Source organism: Streptomyces sp. NPDC102360, assembly GCF_044766085.1.
Classification (GTDB): Bacteria; Actinomycetota; Actinomycetes; order Streptomycetales; family Streptomycetaceae; genus Streptomyces.
The window spans coordinates 81,483-98,901 of record NZ_JBIWLG010000014.1 but is presented as its reverse complement, the minus strand read 5'-3'; the positions used below and the strand labels follow the sequence as shown (position 1 = coordinate 98,901).

The 17,419-nt window shown below is 71.2% G+C and carries 16 protein-coding genes and 1 tRNA gene; 6 read left to right on the top strand and 11 right to left on the bottom strand.

Annotated features, from left to right (window positions below):
* Nucleotides 1-161 precede the first annotated feature (161 nt).
* Genes nthA through hppD form a run of 4 tightly spaced genes read right to left on the bottom strand, consistent with a single transcriptional unit; the run spans nucleotide 162 to nucleotide 2,496 of the window.
* Nucleotides 162-749, bottom strand: coding sequence for a nitrile hydratase subunit alpha (gene nthA / locus ACIRHA_RS36950; RefSeq protein WP_403855093.1), 588 nt, complete (start codon nucleotides 747-749; stop codon nucleotides 162-164).
* Nucleotides 739-1,041, bottom strand: coding sequence for an SH3-like domain-containing protein (locus tag ACIRHA_RS36945; protein ID WP_403855091.1), 303 nt, complete (start codon nucleotides 1,039-1,041; stop codon nucleotides 739-741). Before ACIRHA_RS36945 ends, nthA begins: the two co-directional genes overlap by 11 nt.
* On the bottom strand, nucleotides 1,034-1,318 hold the full coding sequence (locus tag ACIRHA_RS36940) for a hypothetical protein (protein WP_403855089.1): 285 nt from the start codon (nucleotides 1,316-1,318) through the stop codon (nucleotides 1,034-1,036). Before ACIRHA_RS36940 ends, ACIRHA_RS36945 begins: the two co-directional genes overlap by 8 nt.
* 32 nt (nucleotides 1,319-1,350) lie before the next feature.
* Nucleotides 1,351-2,496 carry a 4-hydroxyphenylpyruvate dioxygenase gene (gene hppD / locus ACIRHA_RS36935; protein WP_403855087.1) on the bottom strand — a complete coding sequence of 382 codons (1,146 nt, stop codon included), beginning with the start codon at nucleotides 2,494-2,496 and terminating at the stop codon, nucleotides 1,351-1,353.
* Nucleotides 2,497-2,636: 140 nt separating this feature from the next.
* Here hppD and ACIRHA_RS36930 point away from each other — a divergent pair, with 140 nt between their 5' ends.
* Genes ACIRHA_RS36930 through ACIRHA_RS36910 form a run of 5 tightly spaced genes read left to right on the top strand, consistent with a single transcriptional unit; the run spans nucleotide 2,637 to nucleotide 6,926 of the window.
* Nucleotides 2,637-3,107, top strand: coding sequence for an Lrp/AsnC family transcriptional regulator (locus tag ACIRHA_RS36930; RefSeq protein WP_351338227.1), 471 nt, complete (start codon nucleotides 2,637-2,639; stop codon nucleotides 3,105-3,107).
* Between the two features lie 34 nt (nucleotides 3,108-3,141).
* Nucleotides 3,142-3,789 (top strand): ABC transporter permease, encoded by a 648-nt coding sequence (locus ACIRHA_RS36925; protein WP_266710829.1) that lies wholly within the window; start codon nucleotides 3,142-3,144, stop codon nucleotides 3,787-3,789.
* Nucleotides 3,782-5,065, top strand: a complete 1,284-nt coding sequence (locus ACIRHA_RS36920) for a betaine/proline/choline family ABC transporter ATP-binding protein (RefSeq protein ID WP_403855085.1) — start codon at nucleotides 3,782-3,784, stop codon at nucleotides 5,063-5,065. The genes ACIRHA_RS36925 and ACIRHA_RS36920 overlap by 8 nt, the downstream gene beginning before the upstream one ends.
* The gene (locus ACIRHA_RS36915; RefSeq protein ID WP_403855083.1) at nucleotides 5,062-5,934 is read left to right on the top strand and encodes an ABC transporter permease; all 873 of its coding nucleotides are present in this window, start codon (nucleotides 5,062-5,064) and stop codon (nucleotides 5,932-5,934) included. The genes ACIRHA_RS36920 and ACIRHA_RS36915 overlap by 4 nt, the downstream gene beginning before the upstream one ends.
* A gap of 23 nt (nucleotides 5,935-5,957) precedes the next feature.
* Nucleotides 5,958-6,926 carry a glycine betaine ABC transporter substrate-binding protein gene (locus tag ACIRHA_RS36910; protein ID WP_403855340.1) on the top strand — a complete coding sequence of 323 codons (969 nt, stop codon included), beginning with the start codon at nucleotides 5,958-5,960 and terminating at the stop codon, nucleotides 6,924-6,926.
* 12 nt (nucleotides 6,927-6,938) lie between these two features.
* Here ACIRHA_RS36910 and ACIRHA_RS36905 read toward each other — a convergent pair whose 3' ends face one another.
* The 4 genes from ACIRHA_RS36905 to ACIRHA_RS36890 all read right to left on the bottom strand — a co-directional run bounded on the left by ACIRHA_RS36905 (nucleotide 6,939) and on the right by ACIRHA_RS36890 (nucleotide 12,214).
* Nucleotides 6,939-7,730, bottom strand: a complete 792-nt coding sequence (locus ACIRHA_RS36905) for a PDZ domain-containing protein (RefSeq protein ID WP_403855081.1) — start codon at nucleotides 7,728-7,730, stop codon at nucleotides 6,939-6,941.
* Nucleotides 7,731-7,903: 173 nt separating this feature from the next.
* Nucleotides 7,904-8,545 carry an IclR family transcriptional regulator gene (locus ACIRHA_RS36900; RefSeq protein WP_403855079.1) on the bottom strand — a complete coding sequence of 214 codons (642 nt, stop codon included), beginning with the start codon at nucleotides 8,543-8,545 and terminating at the stop codon, nucleotides 7,904-7,906.
* Nucleotides 8,546-8,826: 281 nt separating this feature from the next.
* Nucleotides 8,827-10,629 carry a DEAD/DEAH box helicase gene (locus ACIRHA_RS36895; protein ID WP_403855077.1) on the bottom strand — a complete coding sequence of 601 codons (1,803 nt, stop codon included), beginning with the start codon at nucleotides 10,627-10,629 and terminating at the stop codon, nucleotides 8,827-8,829.
* Between the two features lie 151 nt (nucleotides 10,630-10,780).
* Complete coding sequence (locus tag ACIRHA_RS36890; protein WP_403855075.1) at nucleotides 10,781-12,214, bottom strand: MFS transporter; 1,434 nt, start codon at nucleotides 12,212-12,214, stop codon at nucleotides 10,781-10,783.
* A 374-nt stretch (nucleotides 12,215-12,588) separates the two neighbouring features.
* Here ACIRHA_RS36890 and ACIRHA_RS36885 point away from each other — a divergent pair.
* Nucleotides 12,589-12,660, top strand: a tRNA-Cys gene (locus ACIRHA_RS36885).
* Nucleotides 12,661-12,726: 66 nt separating this feature from the next.
* On the opposite strand, the gene ACIRHA_RS36880 is transcribed toward ACIRHA_RS36885, so the two are convergent.
* From ACIRHA_RS36880 to ACIRHA_RS36870, 3 genes are read right to left on the bottom strand one after another with little or no spacing between them, the layout of a single operon-like run.
* On the bottom strand, nucleotides 12,727-15,036 hold the full coding sequence (locus ACIRHA_RS36880) for a xanthine dehydrogenase family protein molybdopterin-binding subunit (RefSeq protein WP_403855073.1): 2,310 nt from the start codon (nucleotides 15,034-15,036) through the stop codon (nucleotides 12,727-12,729).
* The gene (locus ACIRHA_RS36875) at nucleotides 15,033-16,418 is read right to left on the bottom strand and encodes a 2Fe-2S iron-sulfur cluster-binding protein (RefSeq protein WP_403855071.1); all 1,386 of its coding nucleotides are present in this window, start codon (nucleotides 16,416-16,418) and stop codon (nucleotides 15,033-15,035) included. Before ACIRHA_RS36875 ends, ACIRHA_RS36880 begins: the two co-directional genes overlap by 4 nt.
* Nucleotides 16,415-17,314, bottom strand: a complete 900-nt coding sequence (locus tag ACIRHA_RS36870) for an FAD binding domain-containing protein (RefSeq protein ID WP_403855069.1) — start codon at nucleotides 17,312-17,314, stop codon at nucleotides 16,415-16,417. Before ACIRHA_RS36870 ends, ACIRHA_RS36875 begins: the two co-directional genes overlap by 4 nt.
* Nucleotides 17,315-17,419: the final 105 nt, after the last annotated feature.

Genomic DNA, 17,419 nt, shown 5'->3' with positions numbered 1-17,419 from the left:
CCGGCCCTCCCCTGGTTTGTTGCCGCGGGAGGCGCCTCCCCCCCCGGCGGCGCGGGGGTGGCCGCCCGGGGCCCCGCCCCCGGACCCCGCTGCTCAATCGCCGCAGGGGCTTGATATGGCCGCACCGGGCTTGGGGGCATGAGAGCCGGGCTCAAGTGGCGTCAGACCAGCGCCGTACCGATCAGGCCGTTGCGGGTGATCAGGGCGGCGAGTTGCTCCTCGGTCAGAGGGTCCGTTCCGGCGGGACGCCGGGGGAGGACCATGTAGCGGGTCTCGGCGCTGGAGTCCCACACGGTCACCTTGGTGGCGTCGGGCAGCGTCACCCCGAACTCGGCCAGTACGGCCCGGGGTTCACGCACCACCCGCGACCGGTACGCCTCACTCTTGTACCAGCCGGGAGACGGACCGAGGAGCCGCAGCGGATAGCAGGAGCAGAGCGTGCACACGATCATGTTGTGCACGGACTCCGTGTTCTCGGTGACCCGCAGCCGCTGGGGCTGAACTCCACCGGCGGAGAAGCCCAGTTCGGCCACGGCCGTCGACCCGTCCGCGAGCAGCCGCGCCTTGAACGCCGGGTCGGTCCAGGCGCGGGCCACCACCTTCGCCCCGTTGAGCGGCGAGGCGCCCGCGAGGAAGCCGTCGATGACCTCGTCGACCGTCTCGCCTCCGACGATGCCCTTCTCCTCCAACAGGCTTTCCAGAACCCGCACTTGGCGGGAGATCACCGCATCGTCGTGGTTACCGCTCATCGCCGGGACCCGCCTTCCGCAAGTAACTCTCGGACAGGTCGAGGACGACGTCGTGCCCGCCCTCGCCCCACAACTCCCGCGCCGCGAACCGCACCGCGTAGATCATCTCGACGGGCGCGTCGTCCCGCCCCTGCGCGCGCACGTCGGCGAGCGGCGCCCGGCCCTCCGGCTCGACGACGACGCCGAGCTTGCCGCGGGCGTAGCGCGGCAGACGGGTGTGGTGCGGCGGGTCGTGCCGGTACGTACGGACCAAGTCGCCGGGTACGTAGGCGGGTTGCTCGGACTCAGACACGGTCGAGCACCCCCTCCTCGATCACGCCCTTGCGTTCGAGGAGCGTCCGGATCGCGTGGAACCAGCGCTCGTAGTACGAGGCCGCCAGGTACTCCTGGGGCGGCATCGTCTCGATGGTGTCCCGGAACTCGTCGAGGTTGAAGACCTTCTGGACGAGCAGCGCGCGCTGGAGCGCGAAGACCCGCGCCTCCCAGTCCGCGTGGAAGGGTTCGGCGTCATCGGTGGTGTCGATGGCGCCGAACCCTGTCGTTCCGCCTACATCGTTCATCCTGGCCATACGGGCCAGACTAAGCGCGCTCCCTGGAAGAACTACAGATTTCCGCGCTTCTCCTGCTCCCGCTCGATCGCCTCGAAGAGCGCCTTGAAGTTGCCCTTGCCGAAGCCCATGGAGCCGTGCCGCTCGATCATCTCGAAGAAGACGGTCGGCTTGTCCTGGACCGGCTTGGTGAAGATCTGCAGCAGGTAGCCGTCCTCGTCGCGGTCGACGAGGATCTTCTGCTCGCGCAGCGTCTCGACGGGCACCCGGGTCTCGCCCGCCCACTCGCCGAGGGTGTCGTAGTACGAGTCCGGGGTGTCAAGGAACTGGACTCCGGCCGCGCGCATGGCCTTCACCGAGGCGACGATGTCGTTCGTGGCGAGCGCGATGTGCTGGACGCCCGCGCCGCCGTAGAACTCCAGGTACTCGTCGATCTGGGACTTCTTCTTGGCGATGGCGGGTTCGTTGATGGGGAACTTGACCTTCAACGTCCCATCGGCCACCACCTTCGACATCAGCGCGCTGTACTCGGTCGCGATGTCGTCGCCCACGAACTCCTTCATGTTCGTGAAGCCCATGACCTTGTTGTAGAACCCGACCCACTCGTTCATCTTGCCGAGTTCGACGTTGCCGACGCAGTGGTCGATGGCCTGGAAGGTGCGCTTCTCCGGCGGCTCGACGATCGGGGCGGCCGCGGCGAAGCCGGGCAGGTACGGGCCGTCGTAGCCGGAGCGCTCCACCAGCGTGTGGCGGGTCTTGCCGTATGTGGCGATGGCGGCGCGCACGACGGTGCCGTGCTCGTCCTTCGCCTCGTACGGCTCCACGAGGCCGCGGGCGCCGTGCTGCGTCGCGTAGGCGTACGCGGCGCGCGCGTCGGGGACCTCGATCGCGAGGTCGACGACGCCGTCGCCGTGCGCCGCCACGTGCGCCTCGAGGAAGCGGCCCCACTCGGTGGAGGCCTTGATGACGGACGTGAAGACGAAGCGGGCCGAGCCGTTGGTGAGGACGTAGGAGGCCGTCTCGCGGCTGCCGTTCTCCGGTCCGGAGTAGGCGACGAGCTTCATGCCGAAGGCGGTCGAGTAGTAGTGCGCGGCCTGCTTGGCGTTGCCCACGGCGAAGACGACCGCGTCCATCCCCTTGACCGGGAAGGGGTCGGCCTGCCGTGCGGTGTCGGGGGTGTGGTGTGTGGTCTGCGTCATACCGTGAGACTCCCGCCGGTTCGCAAGGTGCGCAATAGTTTGCGTTTTCGCTGGGCAATGTGACCAGTGCACGGTCCGTTTCTGCGGACTGCTTGTACAGGGTGACCACCCGGAGACGGGGCCCGAGACGGGAGACGCACATGGCGATCGACGATCTGGACGGGCGGCTCATCGTGCTGCTCGCGCGCGAACCGCGGATCGGGGTGCTCGAGATGTCCCGCCGGCTCGGCGTCGCGCGCGGCACCGTACAGGCCCGCCTCGACCGGCTTACCTCGAACGGAGTCATCCGCGGGTTCGGCCCCCAGGTGGACCCGGCGGCGCTCGGCTACCCGGTCACCGCGTTCGCGACGCTGCAGATCAGGCAGGGGCAAGGAGCCGACGTCAGGACCCATTTGGGCGGCGTCCCCGAGGTCCTGGAGCTGCACACGACGACCGGCAGCGGGGACATGCTGTGCCGGCTCGTGGCCCGCTCGAACGCGGATCTCCAACGTGTGATCGACCGGGTTGTCGGTTTTGATGGCATCGTCCGGGCTTCCACGGCGATTGTCATGGAAAATCCTGTTCCGCTGCGGATCATCCCGCTCGTGGAGCAGGCGTCAGGAGATTCCTGACGGCTATCCGAGCACCGCCCGGGAGTGAGGTGCGATGAACTTCTGGGACTACCTGGGCGCCCGGCACCAGCAGCTGCTCGCCGACGCTTATCAACACGCGAGCGCCGTCTTCCAGTGCATGGTCCTCGCGACCTTGATCGGCATCGTCATCGGCATCGTCTCGTACCGCAGCGAATGGGCCGGGAACCTGGCGACGACCGCCACCTCGACCATTCTGACCATCCCCTCCCTCGCCATGATCGGTCTGCTGATCCCGATCGTGGGCCTGGGCGTCGCGCCGACCGTCATCGCGCTGACCCTGTACGGGCTGCTGCCGATCGTGCGGAACGCGATCGTGGGCCTGCGCGGCGTCGACCCCGCGCTGATCGACGCGGCGAAGGGCATCGGGATGTCCCGGACCGCCCGCCTGTTCAAGGTGGAACTGCCGCTCGCCTGGCCGCCGATCCTCACCGGGATCCGGGTCTCCACGCAGATGCTGATGGGCATCGCCGCCATCGCCGCGTTCGCCTCGGGCCCCGGACTCGGCAACGAGATCTTCCGCGGCATCGCCTCCCTGGGCAGCGCCAACGCGCTCAACCAGGTGCTCGCCGGAACGCTCGGCATCATCATCCTCGCCCTGCTCTTCGACGCCGCGTACGTCCTCATCGGACGGCTGACCATCCCGAGGGGGATCCGTGCCTGACACCACGACGACCGAAGCCCCCGAGGCGTCCGGGACCCCGCAGCCCTCCGGCGCCAGTATCGAGCTGGAGAACCTCACCAAGCGCTACCCCGGCTCCAGCGACCCCGCCGTGGACAACGTCAACATGGAGATCAAGCCGGGAGAGCTGATCATCTTCGTCGGCCCGTCCGGCTGCGGAAAGTCCACGACGCTGAAGATGATCAACCGCCTGATCGAGCCGACCGGCGGGCGCATCCGCATCGGCGGCGAGGACGTCACCGACATGGACCCGGTGAAGCTGCGCCGGAAGGTCGGCTACGCGATCCAGTCCTCCGGGCTCTTCCCGCACATGACGGTCGCCCAGAACATCGCGCTCGTGCCGAAGATGATCGGCTGGTCCAAGTCGAAGATCAAGGCGCGGGTGGAGGAGATGCTCGACCTGGTCGGGCTCGACCCCGCCGAGTACCACAACCGCTATCCGCGCCAGCTCTCCGGCGGCCAGCAGCAACGCGTCGGCGTGGCCAGGGCGTTGGCGGCCGACCCGCCCGTGCTCCTGATGGACGAGCCGTTCGGCGCCGTCGACCCGATCACCCGCGACCATCTCCAGGACGAGCTGATCCGGCTCCAGCACGAGCTGCACAAGACGATCGTGTTCGTCACGCACGACTTCGACGAGGCGATCAAGCTCGGCGACCGGATCGTGGTGCTCCGCGAGAAGTCGCACATCGCGCAGTTCGACACCCCGGAGGCGATCCTCACCAACCCGGCGGACGACTTCGTCTCCGGGTTCGTGGGCGCGGGCGCCGCCCTGAAGCGCCTCAACCTCACCCGCGTACGCGACGTGGAGGTCACCGACTATCCGACGGTGGGCGTCGACGACCCGCTCCAGGACATCTTCAACAAGCTGCGGGCGGCCGGCACGAACGAGCTGCTGCTGCTCGACAAGCGCGGCCGGCCCTACAAGTGGCTGCGCCGCGGCGACCTGATGCGTGCCAAGGGCTCCCTCGCCCGCGCGGGCACCCTCGTGCACGACACCGTGACGTACGACGCGACGCTGCGCGACGCCCTCGAAGCGGTCCTCACGGACAACGCGGGCCGCGTCGCGGTGACCGGGCGGCGCGGCGCGTACGAGGGCGTCGTCGACATGGAGACGCTGATGAACTCCGTGCACGAACTCCTGGAGGCCGACCGCCTCGAAGCGGTCGAGCACCAGCACGAGCTGGAGGAGAAGCGCGCCGAGCAGACGCATCAGGAGCAGGAGGGCTCCCAGGGCACCGACGGGGAGGTGAAGGCGTGAGCACACCGTCCCGAAAAACGCCTCCGAAGGGCGCGCGCCCCGAGGGCGAGCACGAGGTCAAGGGCCTCGCGTTCCGCGACGAGGGCCAGGGCGAGCAGGAGGCGCCCGCCACGCCCGCCCGGAAGGAACCGTCCCGCATCACCTGGAAGAAGCTGACGTTCCTTCCGGTGTTCCTGATCCTCGTCCTGCTGATCACGTGGCTCTGGTTCCGCAACGCGGACCTCGACACGATCTCCGAGAACGCCATCTCGGGCGGCGCGGTGGGCAAGGCGCTGCGCCAGCACATCAGCCTGACGGTGATCTCGACGTTCTTCGTGCTGATCATCGCGATCCCGCTGGGGATCCTGCTGACCCGCAAGATGTTCCGCAAGGCGACCCCGTTCGCCCTGGCGCTCGCCAACATGGGCCAGGCGACCCCGGCCATCGGCCTGCTCGCCCTGCTCGTCATCTGGCTGGGCATCGGCGAGCGGTCGGCCCTGATCGGCATCATCATCTACGCGATCCTGCCGGTGCTCTCCAACACCATCGCGGGCCTGAAGGCGAACGATCCGACGCTCCTCGAAGCGGCGAAGGGCATCGGCATGTCGCCGATGGGGGTGCTCCGCAAGGTCGAACTCCCCCTCGCCGTCCCGCTGATCCTCGCGGGCGTGCGCACGGCGCTCGTCCTCAACGTCGGTACGGCGACGCTGGCCACCTTCGGCGGTGGCGGCGGCCTCGGCGTCCTCATCACCACCGGAATCACCAACCAGCGGATGCCGGTCCTGATGCTCGGCTCGATCCTGACGATCGCGCTGGCCCTGCTCGTCGACTGGCTGGCGTCGCTGGCCGAACTGCTGCTGCGCCCGCGCGGGTTGGAGGTGCGCTCATGAAGCCCGTGAAGCCCGTGAAGCACATGAAGTACCGCGTACGGGTGGCCGTTGCGGCGAGCTGCGGGATCGCGCTCCTCGCGAGCGGCTGCGGACTGACCAGTGGCAGTCCGCTCGTCGACGACGTGCAGCCCGGTTCCATCGGCAAGGACAAGCCGCTTCAGGGCGCTGACATCACCGTCACGTCCAAGGAGTTCACCGAGCAGCTGGTGCTCGGCGCGATCATGGGCATCGCGTTCAAGGCGGCCGGTGCGGACGTCCTCGACCGGACCGGCATCCAGGGCTCCATCGGCGCCCGCGAGGCCATCAAGTCCGGTGACGCCGACGCGATGTACGAGTACACGGGCACGGCCTGGATCACGTACCTCGGCAACTCGGACCCGATCGCCGATCCGCAGAAGCAGTACGAGGCGGTGGCCAAGGCCGACAAGAAGAACGGCATCACCTGGCTGCCGCAGGCCGCGCTCAACAACACGTACGCGCTCGCCATGAACGACGCCAACTTCAAGAAGTACGGCACCAAGACGCTCTCCGACGTCGCCGCGCTCGCCAAGAAGGACCCGAAGGCCGTCACGCTCTGCGTGGAGAGCGAGTTCGCCAACCGGGCCGACGGTCTGCCCGGCATGCAGAAGGCGTACGGGATGAACGTACCGGCCGCCAACATCACGCAGATGGACAGCGGCATCATCTACACCCAGGCGTCCAAGGGCAGTTGCACCTACGGCGAGGTCTACACGACCGACGGCCGGATCAAGGCGATGAACCTGAACGTCATGGAGGACGACAAGAAGTTCTTCCCGAACTACAACGCGGCGCCCTCGATCAACAGCAAGGCGCTCAAGAAGTACCCGGCGATGGCCGACATCCTGGAGCCGATCACGAAGAAGCTCGACAACACCGTCGCCCAGGACCTCAACGCGAAGGTGGACGTCGACGGGCAGGACCCGCACGACGTGGCGAAGGACTGGCTGGTGAAGGAGGGCTTCGTCAAGTGACCTCTTGAGGGGTCAGCATTCCGGGACCGTGCCCGAGCCCTTCTCCATGTTCGTCAGCGCGGTCATCGTGCCCTTGAGCGTGCTCACCGAGATCAGCTTCATCGACTTCGGCGCCGAGGCCTTCGCGTCCGAGCACTCGGCCTTCGGTACGAGGAAGACCGTGGCGCCGTCCCGGTCGGCGGCCTGCACCTTCAGCGATACGCCGCCGACCGGGCCGACCTTGCCCTTGTCGTCGATGGTGCCGGTACCCGCGATGGACTTCCCGCCGGTGAGGTCGCCGCCGCTGCCGTCGCCGTCCAGCATGTCGATGATGCCGAGGGAGAAGAGCAGGCCCGCGCTCGGGCCGCCCACGTCGCCGAGCTGGAGATCGACCTTGATGTCCTTCGAGGGCTTGCCGAGGTAGGACAGGGCGGCCTCGGTCGCGGCGTCCTGCGAGCCCTTCATCTCCTGCTGGTTGTGCTGCTCGACCTCCTTGGTCGAGTCGCCCGACGGGTACACGGCGTCGCGCGGCATGACGGCCCGGTCCTCGGCGAACCAGCCGTCGAGTACGTCGCCGAGGTGCACGGAGGCGTCGGGGCCCGTCGCCACGATGGTCACCGCGCGGAGTTTGCCCTCCGTGGGGCGGGTGGGGGCGCCGCTGATGTCGATGACGGGTTTGCCGTCCGACTTCCCCAGGACGTTCGTCGTGGGGCCTGGCTGGGCCACGGAGAACGGGAGCGGCGCGAAACCCGCTGCCGCGAGGAGCGCGATCACGGGGGCGGCGCAGACGGCCAGGGCGGCGGGGCGGCTGAGGCGATTGAGCACGGGTTGACTCTAACGTGGCGTTGTTGTTCCACCGGCGACGGTGTTGCGGTCGCGGGGCGCCGCCCCGGACCCCGCGCCTCAATCGCCGGCGGGGCTATTTATAGCCCCTGCGGCGATTGAGCAGGCCCGTCCGGCAGGACTTTCGGGAAGGGGTGGGGTGGGGCTTGAAGGGGTTAGCGGAGGGCGTCCGCCACTTCGCGGGCCGCGTCGAGGACTCGGGTGCCGACGCGTTCCGGGACGGAGTCCGAGAGCATCACCACGCCCACGCTGCCCTCCAGACCGGTCACCCCGAGCAGCGGCGCAGCCGCACCGCTCGCGCCGGCTTCCAGCTCCCCGTGCGTGAGGGTGTAGCCGGACTCGGGGAGCACGCCCTGGCGGGCCCCGAGGATGGCGCGGCCCGCGGCGCCCCGGTCGAGCGGGTGGCGGAAGCCCGTGCGGTACGCCACGTGGTAGTCGGTCCAGGTCGGCTCGACGACGGCCACGGCGAGGGCCTCCGTGCCGTCCACCAGAGTGAGGTGGGCCGTCGCTCCGATGTCCTCGGCGAGCGCACGCAGCGCCGGGAGGGCGGCTTCGCGGACCAGGGGGTGCACCTGGCGGCCGAGGCGGAGGACGCCGAGGCCCACGCGGGCGCGGCCGCCCAGGTCGCGGCGGACGAGGGCGTGCTGCTCAAGCGTGGCGAGTAGACGGTAGACGACCGTCCGGTTGACGCCGAGCTTGTTGGAGAGCTCGGTGACGGTCAGGCCGTGGTCGGTGTCTGCGAGCAGTTTGAGGACGCGCAGTCCCCGGTCGAGCGTCTGGGAGGTCTCCGCGGTCACGACGCCCACTCCTTAGTGGTGAGGGACGACGGCCTCCTGCGCGGGGGTCGCGTCACCTGTCCCGTGGGCGACGCGCGTCAGAGGCCGCCGGTCGGTGATCAGGCGCTGGGCTGCTTACGGCTGTCTTGTACGCACCGGCTGCGCTCCGCGGCGGCTCTGCCACGGGGCGTGTGCGTTGCCCGGAATGTAGCGAGGTCGTCCCGCTGAGCGGAAGACTCCGTCCAGAATCCGGGCAGTAAGCCGTCGGGGTTGTGCCCGATTGCCCGCACTTGATCCCCATGTCACTTCATGCGGGTGGCCCATTCCTGCACCTTGGCGATGCGCTGGCGCAGCTGTCCGCCGGTCGCCTCCGCGCTCGGCGGCCCCCCGCACACCCGGCGCAGCTCGGTGTGGACGACACCGTGCGGCTTCCCGCTCTGATGCACGTACGCGCCGACGATGGTGTTCAGCTTCTTGCGCAGCTCCATCAGCTCCTTGTGGGAGACGACGGGGCGGCGTTCCGCGGGCAGTTCGAGGAGGTCGGCCTCGCTGTCCGGCTTCTTCTTGCTGTGCGCGATCTGCCGCGCCTGCCGCTTCTGGAGGAGCTGCTGCACCTGGTCGGGTTCGAGGAGCCCGGGGATGCCGAGGTAGTCCTGCTCCTCCTCGCTGCCGGGGTGCGCCTGCATGCCGAAGTCGGCGCCGTTGTACGTGACCCGGTCGAAGGTGGCCTCGGACTCGAGGGCCTCGAAGGAGAACTGCTCCTGCTCCCCGGTGTCCTCGTCCTGCTCCTTGTTCGCCTCGTCCATCTCCTTCTCGGACTCGGCGTAGGGGTCCTCCTCCTGGTCCTTCTTCGGCTTGTCGAGGACGTGGTCGCGCTCGACCTCCATCTCGTTGGCGAAGCCGAGCAGGTCGGGGACGGTGGGCAGGAAGACGGAGGCCGTCTCGCCGCGGCGCCGCGATCGCACGAAACGGCCCACGGCCTGCGCGAAGAAGAGCGGGGTGGAGATCGTCGTGGCGTACACGCCGACCGCGAGGCGCGGGACGTCGACGCCCTCGGACACCATGCGGACGGCGACCATCCACCGGTCGTCGCCCGCCGCGAAGTCGTCGATCCGCTTCGAGGAACCGGTGTCGTCGGAGAGCACGACGGTCGCCTTGCTGCCCGTGATCTCCCGGATCAGCTTCGCGTACGCGCGCGCGGAGTCCTGGTCGGCGGCGATGACGAGGCCGCCCGCGTCCGGGATGCCCTTCCTGACCTCGGTGAGGCGGGCGTCGGCGGCGCGCAGCACGCTCGGCATCCACTCGCCGCGCGGGTCGAGGGCGGTGCGCCAGGCCTGGCTGATGGCGTCCTTGGTCATCGGCTCGCCGAGCCGGGCCGCGATCTCGTCACCGGCCTTCGTGCGCCAGCGCATGTTGCCGCTGTACGAGAGGAAGATGACGGGCCGCACCACGCTGTCGGCGAGCGCCTGGCCGTAGCCGTACGTGTAGTCGGCGGCCGAGCGCCGGATACCGTCCCGCCCCTCCTCGTACTGGACGAAGGGGATCGGGTTGGTGTCGGAGCGGAACGGCGTACCGGTGAGCGCGAGACGGCGGGTGGCCGGCTCGAAGGCCTCCAGGCAGGCCTCGCCCCACGACTTCGAGTCACCGGCGTGGTGGATCTCGTCGAGGATCACGAGCGTCTTGCGCTGCTCGCTGCGGTTGCGGTGCAGCATCGGCCGCACGCCCACACCCGCGTACGTGACGGCGACGCCCTGGTACTCCTTGCTGAGCGGACCGGCGCTGTACTCGGGGTCCAGCTTGATCCCTATGCGGGCGGCGGCCTCGGCCCACTGCTTCTTCAGGTGCTCGGTCGGCGCGACCACGGTGACCTGCTGCACGACGTGGTGGTGCAGCATCCAGGACGCGAGGGTGAGCGCGAACGTGGTCTTGCCTGCGCCCGGGGTCGCGACCGCGAGGAAGTCGCGCGGCTGCTCCTGGATGTACCTGTCCATCGCACCCTGCTGCCAGGCACGCAGCTTGTTGGCCGTGCCCCAAGGGGCGCGGCCGGGGAACGCGGGTGACAGATGGGCGGACGAGGCAGAAGGAGTGGTGGATGTAGTAGTCACGGTCTCCGGTTACTCAAAGCTGGACGGCACGGCTACGTATGACAACCGGGCCACCCTACCGGTGCCGAGGTTGACGGGCGCGCTGGGCGAGGCCGGACGGGGCCCGGTTGGGACGCGCGTCACAGATCAACTCGCCGACCCCTACGGGCAGTCAGGGGGACGTCACCGGAGCGCGCAGCCGCGAGGCCACCCATACGCCCACGAGCGCGACGGCCGACATCGGCAGGAACACGGCGGCGAACGCGGCCGGGTGCGAGCCCCCGGCCCCCTGCACGACACCGTGCCCCACCGCTCCCCCGCCGAGCGCCGCGAAGGCGGCGCCGCCCGCGGCGAGCAGCAGCGCGTTGGAGAGGCCGTCGGAGATCTGGAGCGCGGCGGAGTTCGTCCCGGCCTCCTCGGGCGCGGACAGCTGCAACAGCAACACGGACGTGGACGAGATCACGAGCCCCATCCCGAGGCAGCCGAAGGCCCAGGCGACGGCCACGGTCCACACGGGAACGGCCTGGATCAGCACGCTCGGCGCCACGGCGACGGCCGCGGCGACCAGCACCATGCCCCCGGCGACGAGCCGCTCCCGGTACGGCTCGACCCGCGGACGGGACTGCAACCACGAGCCGAACGCCCAGGTGCCACCGCCCGCGGCGAGCGAGAGGCCGGCGAGGGTGGGGCTGAGGCCCCGCTGCGTCACCAGCATCAGCGGCACGAAGGACTCGGCCGCGATGAACGACCCGGCCGAGATCCCGCGCAGCAGCACCACGGACGGAAGGCCGCGCGCCGCCCGGTACGTGCCGCGGGGCAGCAGCCCGAGCACGGACGGCACGAGCAGGGCGACGCCGACGGCGGCGGGCAGCAGGGACAGCGGCCGCAGGTCCTGGGCGGCGTACTGGAGCAGCCCGGCGCCGATCGAGATCCCGAGGGCGAGGCGGATGCGCCGTCGGTCGAAGCGCGCGGGCGCCGTCCCCTCGGGTGGCCCGCCGGCCCGCCGCCGCACCTCGGGAAGCGCGAGCGCGAGCGGCGGCACGACGAGGATCGGGATCCCGAGGAAGACCCAGCGCCAGCCGAGGTGCTCGGTCACGGCCCCGGACGCCAGCGGTCCGACGATCGACGGCACGACCCAGCTCGCCGCGAACGCCGCCATGATCGCGGGCCGCAGCCGCTCCGGGTAGGCCCGGCTGACCACCACGTAGAGACCGACGATCACCAGGCCGCCGCCGAGCCCCTGCACGGCCCGCCCGGCGATGAACATCCACATGGTGCCCGCGGTCCCGGCGAGCACCAGCCCCGCGGCGAAGGACCCGATCCCGGCGGTGACGGGTCCGAGGGGCCCGCTCCGGTCGGCCCACTGCCCGGCGAGCACCATCCCGAACAGGCTGGTCGTGAAGAAGCCGGAGAACGCGAAGGCGTACAGCGACACCCCGTCCAACTCCCGCGCCGCGACGGGCATCGCGGTCCCCACGGCGGTCGCCTCGAAGGCGATGAGCAGCACGACGGTGACGATGCCGATGCTGAGTGCGCGATGGGTGCGGCCGAGGACACCTTCGGTCTCCGACGCGGCGACGATGGTGTCGTTTTCGAGGGTGGCCATGCGGTTCAGAGTAAGGGGTGATTCCGGCGCTGACCCCTGTCGGGAGGCGGGGCCGGGGTGGTCCCTTGGTCGTAGGCCACGGGGCTCCGCCCCGGACCCCGCTGGCTCTCGTCCGAAGGGCGGGGCTTGAAAGATGGCCTCAATCGCCGGCCGGGCTTGAAATGCGCGCCTCAATCGCCGGCGGGGCTTGAGCAGGCCCGTCCGGCGGGGCTTGAGATTTCAAGCCCCTGCGGCGATTGAGCAGGCCCGTCCGGCAGGACTTTCGGGAAGGGGCGGGGTGGGGGGTTGCATGAACGGCGTGTGGCAGTCACGTTGCGGCGGTGGCGGAAGCCTTGAGGGGTGGCGGAGCGGACCCGTAGCGTGAGCGGCAGCTTGGCCGTGTGCCCGAGTGGCTTAGGGATTCGCCTGCAAAGCGAAGCACACCGGTTCGATTCCGGTCACGGCCTCTGTGCACGACGAAGGGGCGTCCCGCTTTCCGCGGGGCGCCCCTTCGTCGTACGGCGAGGTGTCGCTCAGCCGGTCGGCTCCGCCACCGCCGCCTGCGGCCTGATCGGCAGCCGGTTGACGGGGCGGCCGGTCGCCGCGCGGACCGCGGAGGCGACCGCCGCCGGGGACGCGACCACCGGTGCCGCGCTCGCGGACTTGGCGCCGAAGGGGGCGACCACGTCGCGCTCCTCGACCAGGTTGACGATGTGGATCTCGGGGGCGTCGAGCGAGGTGGGCAGGGCGTAGCCGGTCAGGTCGGGGCGGCGGACGATGCCCTTCGAGGTGCGGAGGTTCTCCGTGAGGGCCGCGCCCACGCCCTGGGTGACGCCCGCTTCGATACGGGCCGCGAGCTGGGCGGGGTTGAGGATGCGGCCGACGTCCTGGGCGACCGCGAGTTCGACCACGCGCACCGAGCCGAGCTCCACGTCCACGTCCACCACCGCGCGGATCGCGCAGAAGGCCATGCCGACGAAGGCGTCGCCCTGGCCCGCGGCGTCGAGCGGCTCCGTGGGGTGCGGGCGGCACTGCGCCGTGGCCCACAACTCCTTGCCGTCCATGGCCTCTTCGACGGTCGTCGAGAGCACGCCGTCGTAGGACGTGATCTTGCCGTCCGCGATCTGCAGCAGCTCCGTGGACATGCCGAACGTGTGCGCCAGGGGTTGCAGAAGCTGGGTGCGGACCATCTTGGCCGCCCGCTCGACCGCTCCACCCGACACCCATGTGTGCCGGCCCCGGCAGCCCGGTCCGGCCGGCGGCTGATCGGTGTCGACCGGCGCCACGTGGACTTCCTCGATACCGAGCGTCTCCTGGACGATCTGGCGGGCGAGCGTGGCGAAGCCCTGTCCCGTCTCCACGGCGGCGCAGATGACCGTCGCGACGCCGCCCTGGACCTTCACGGTGGCCGTGGAGACCTCGTCCGCGCCCTCCGCGCCCAGCATGTGCACCATGCCGATGCCGTAGCCGACGCCGCGGCGGATCGCGGCCGGGTCGCCGACGCCCTCGGGCCCGCCGGGGAGCAGCCAGTCCTCCTCCGCCGTGTCCATGGGGAGCGGCGGCAGCGGGAAGTCCCTGACGGAGGTGAGCAGTTCGGCCACGGGCGCCGGGCACGTCACCGTCTGCCCCGTCGGGAGGATGTCGCCGGTCGCCAGTACGTTGCGCAGGCGCAGCTCGGCCGGGTCGACGCCCAGCTTCTTCGCGAGCTTGTCCATCTGCGCCTCGTACGCGGCACAGACCTGCAGCGCGCCCTCTCCCCGTACGTGGCCGGAGGGCGGGTTGTTCGTCCGTACCGCCCAGCCCTCGATGAAGGCGTGCGGCACCACGTACGGGCCGCAGGCGAAGGACACGGCCGCCGCGAGCGCGTCGGACGACGTGTCCGCGTACGCGCCCGCGTCCAGCAGGATCTGGGCCTCGACCTTGACCAACCGGCCGTCCGCGTCGGCGTGGTGGCGGTAGCGGAGCAGGGTGGGGTGGCGGTGCGGGTGGCCGAGGAAGGACTCCTCGCGGGACGCCGCCAGCTTGACCGGGCAGCCGGTGTGCAGGGCGAGCAGGCCGAGCGGGAGGTGGAAGCCGGAGTCCTCCCGGTCGGCCGTCGCGCCGGGCACGCCGGTGACGACGACCTTCACGCGCTCGCGGTCCAGGCCGTAGCGGGCCGCCGCGAGGTCGCGGTCGCCGTGCGGGTCGGTGGAGGCGATGTAGAGCTCGACGCCGCCGTCGGGGCGGGGCACGGCGAGGCCCGCCTCCGCGCCGATCGGCGCGGGGTCCTGGCGGCCGATGCGGTAGAGGCCCTCGACGATGACCTCGCCGGTCGCCTCGGCGTCACCGTGCTGGAGCGGGATGTGGCGGATCAGGTTGCCGTCGGGGTGCAGCGGCTCCGCCCCGAAGGACTGCTCGGGGTCCGTGACCGGGTCGAGGACCTCGTACTCGACGACGATCGCGGCGGCGGCCATCCGCGCCGTGTCCGGGTGGTCGGCCGCCACGGCCGCGAGCGCCTCTCCGTGGTGGCGCACCACTTCGGAGGCGAACATCGGGCGGTCCGACGCGCGGTGCCCTGACAACGGGCCGCCGGGGACGTCCTCGTGCGTGACGACCGCGAGGACGCCGGGCATCTCGCGCGCGTGGCTGGTGTCGATGCTCACCACGCGCGCGTGCGCGTGCGGTGAGCGCAGGATCGACGCCCAGAGCAGGCCCTCGGCCCACAGGTCGGCGGCGTACGGGAACGTGCCCTCGGCCTTGGCGTGCGCCTCCTCCGAGGGGAGCGACGTGCCGAGGCCGTGCGGGAAGCTCTCCGCTTCGGGGGCAGCGGGGGCCACGGAGGTCGTGGCCGTCTCGTTCGTCATGCCTGGCCTCCGTCCGGAAAGTCCTGGAAGTCCTGCGGGTTCTGCGGGTTCTGCGGGGGTGTGTCGGTCTGGAGGTCCTCGGTCGTCAGCGGGCCCGCCTGGCGCGGGATCAGCGGCTCTTCCGTGCCGCTCTCGGCCGACGGGGCCTCGGCCGCGGTGTCCGCCGCCGCACGCCGCTCCTCGGCCACCTGGCGCACCGCGTCCACGACACCCCGGTAGCCGGAACAGCGGCACAGGTTGCCGCACAGCGCCTGGCGGGTCTCCAGGGCGGTCGGGTTCGGGTTGCCCTCAAGGAGGTCGTGCGCCGTCATCGCCATGCCGGGGACACAGAAGCCGCACTGCACCGAACCGCACGCGGCCAGCGCCCGCTGCACGTCCGAGGGGCGGCCGTCGGTGGCGAGGCCCTCGACCGTACGAACCTCGCTGCCCGCGGTGGTCGCCGCAGGCACCAGGCAGGAGGCCACGAGGCGGCCGTCCACCTGCACGTTGCACGCGCCGCACTCGCCCTGCGAGCAGCCGTCCTTGGCCCCCGCGAGCCCGAGCCGCTCGCGCAGCACGTACAGCAGCGACTCCCCGATCCACGCGTCCGTGACGGGCCGGTCCGCCCCATTGACCCGCAGCACGTAGCTGGCCAGGGGGTGATCGTCGTGAAGCGGAGGCCGAGCGGCGGCCTCGTCTTCCGGCTCCTCCGGGGCGGCGTCAACCTCGGCCACGGGTTCATCGGCCGGTACGGGCTCCGGGGCAGAGCCCGGCAATTCAAGCCCCGCCGGCGATTGAGGCGCGGGCTCCGGCGCAGAGCCCGGCAATTCAAGCCCCGCCGGCGATTGAGGCGCGGGGTCCGGGGCAGAGCCCCGCGACGCAGGCTCGGCCGACCGCTCCGGGGCCTCCGGCTGCGCGGCCCACGGCGCAGGCGCACCCCCCGGCAACGTCGCCGGCGGCACATGCCCACCCCACTGCTTCGCCATCGACGACGCCGTGAACTCACCCGACTCCTCCGGGAGTTCACCACCGGCCAGCGGAACGGACCACTGCCCGGTCTGCCCGTGGTGCGGCACCTGCCCCATGGGCTCGGCCGCCACGGACTCGGCCGCCACCGACTCGGCCGCCACCGACTCCGCCCCACCGCCGGAGGCACCCGCACCGGGACCGACCAGGTTCTCCGGCAGCACCCACACCCCGGTCGCCGCGGGATCCGTCGCGGCCGCACCCGTGGCCGGACCCACCGTTATCGGCGGCGGCACGTAGCCGTGCCCCGGCGCGGCGAGCGGCGCCGCGTCCGGGAAGCCCTCGGGGGGCAGCTGCACGAAGGCCGTGGCGTCGGAGTCGTACTCGCCCTGGGGCACCGGCTCCCAGCCGTCGGGGCCGGGGTACTCGTTCGTCACGACAGCGCCCTCCCAAGTGCACGTCGGGCCAGCACGGCGACGGTGCGCCGCAAATGCAGTACGGCGGGCGGCAGCTGTTGCTGCGTGCCGTCCGGAGCGGGCTCCGGGTCGGGGACGCAGGCCGCGGCGACGTACTCGCCGAAGGCGTGGACGGCCTCCGGTACGAGGGCGCCGCGATCGCCGTCCCAGTCGATGAGCGAGGCCACCCACTGCTCGGCCTCAAGGGGCCGCAGCGGCATCGGCGCGATGGCCCCGACCGCGCAGCGCACCCCGCGCCGCGCCGGGTCGAGGACGAGCGCCACGGAGGCCATGGCGCGCCCCGGGCCCGTACGCCCGGTCGCCTTCAGGAAGACCTGCGGGGCGTGCAGCAGGGGCACGCGCACGAAGCCGATCAGCTCGCCGGGGGCGAGCATCTCCATGCCGGCCAGCAGGTGCGAGACCGGCACTTCGCGTCTCGCCCCGCCCCGCCCCGCGATGATCAACGTGGCTTCGAGCGCGGCCAGCACGGGCAGCGTGTCATTGGCGGGCGCGCCGGAGGCGATGTTGCCGCCGAGCGTGGCCGCGTTGCGGATCTGGGGCGGTCCCGCGGCCCGCGCGGCGGCGGCGAGGCCGGGGATCAGCGCGGCGAAGTCGGGGCGGCCGATGCGCGCGTGGGTGAGGCCCGCGCCGAGCAGCGCGTTCCCGTCCTGGTACTGCCAGCCGCGGATCTCGCTGATCCGGCCGAGCCCGACGAGGGCGGCGGGGCGCAGTCCCCCCGCGTTGACCTGGGCCATGAGGTCCGTGCCTCCGGCCACCGGTACGGCGGCGGGCATGGCGGCGAGCGCCGCGACGGCCTCGTCCAGCGAACCCGGAAGTACCGCGGCCTGTGTCGTCGCCTGCGGTGCGTGCGTGGTCAAACCGGCTGCCCCTTCCCGAAGTCCGGCCGCGTGCCTGGCAACGGCGCCGGTCCCCGCGTGGTCCGCGCGTGACCGCCGTTCCCGCCGTTACGCCTGTTCCGCCGT

What these genes read in the sequence shown, in the direction of transcription:
- ACIRHA_RS36880 (WP_403855073.1), bottom strand. Translation starts at nt 15,036, where the DNA reads ATGACGAACGAGACGGCCACGACCTCCGTGGCCCCCGCTGCCCCCGAA.
- ACIRHA_RS36940 (WP_403855089.1), bottom strand. Translation starts at nt 1,318, where the DNA reads ATGGCCAGGATGAACGATGTAGGCGGAACGACAGGGTTCGGCGCCATC.
- hppD (WP_403855087.1), bottom strand. Translation starts at nt 2,496, where the DNA reads ATGACGCAGACCACACACCACACCCCCGACACCGCACGGCAGGCCGAC.
- nthA (WP_403855093.1), bottom strand. Translation starts at nt 749, where the DNA reads ATGAGCGGTAACCACGACGATGCGGTGATCTCCCGCCAAGTGCGGGTT.
- ACIRHA_RS36930 (WP_351338227.1), top strand. Translation starts at nt 2,637, where the DNA reads ATGGCGATCGACGATCTGGACGGGCGGCTCATCGTGCTGCTCGCGCGC.
- ACIRHA_RS36890 (WP_403855075.1), bottom strand. Translation starts at nt 12,214, where the DNA reads ATGGCCACCCTCGAAAACGACACCATCGTCGCCGCGTCGGAGACCGAA.
- ACIRHA_RS36910 (WP_403855340.1), top strand. Translation starts at nt 5,958, where the DNA reads ATGAAGTACCGCGTACGGGTGGCCGTTGCGGCGAGCTGCGGGATCGCG.
- ACIRHA_RS36925 (WP_266710829.1), top strand. Translation starts at nt 3,142, where the DNA reads ATGAACTTCTGGGACTACCTGGGCGCCCGGCACCAGCAGCTGCTCGCC.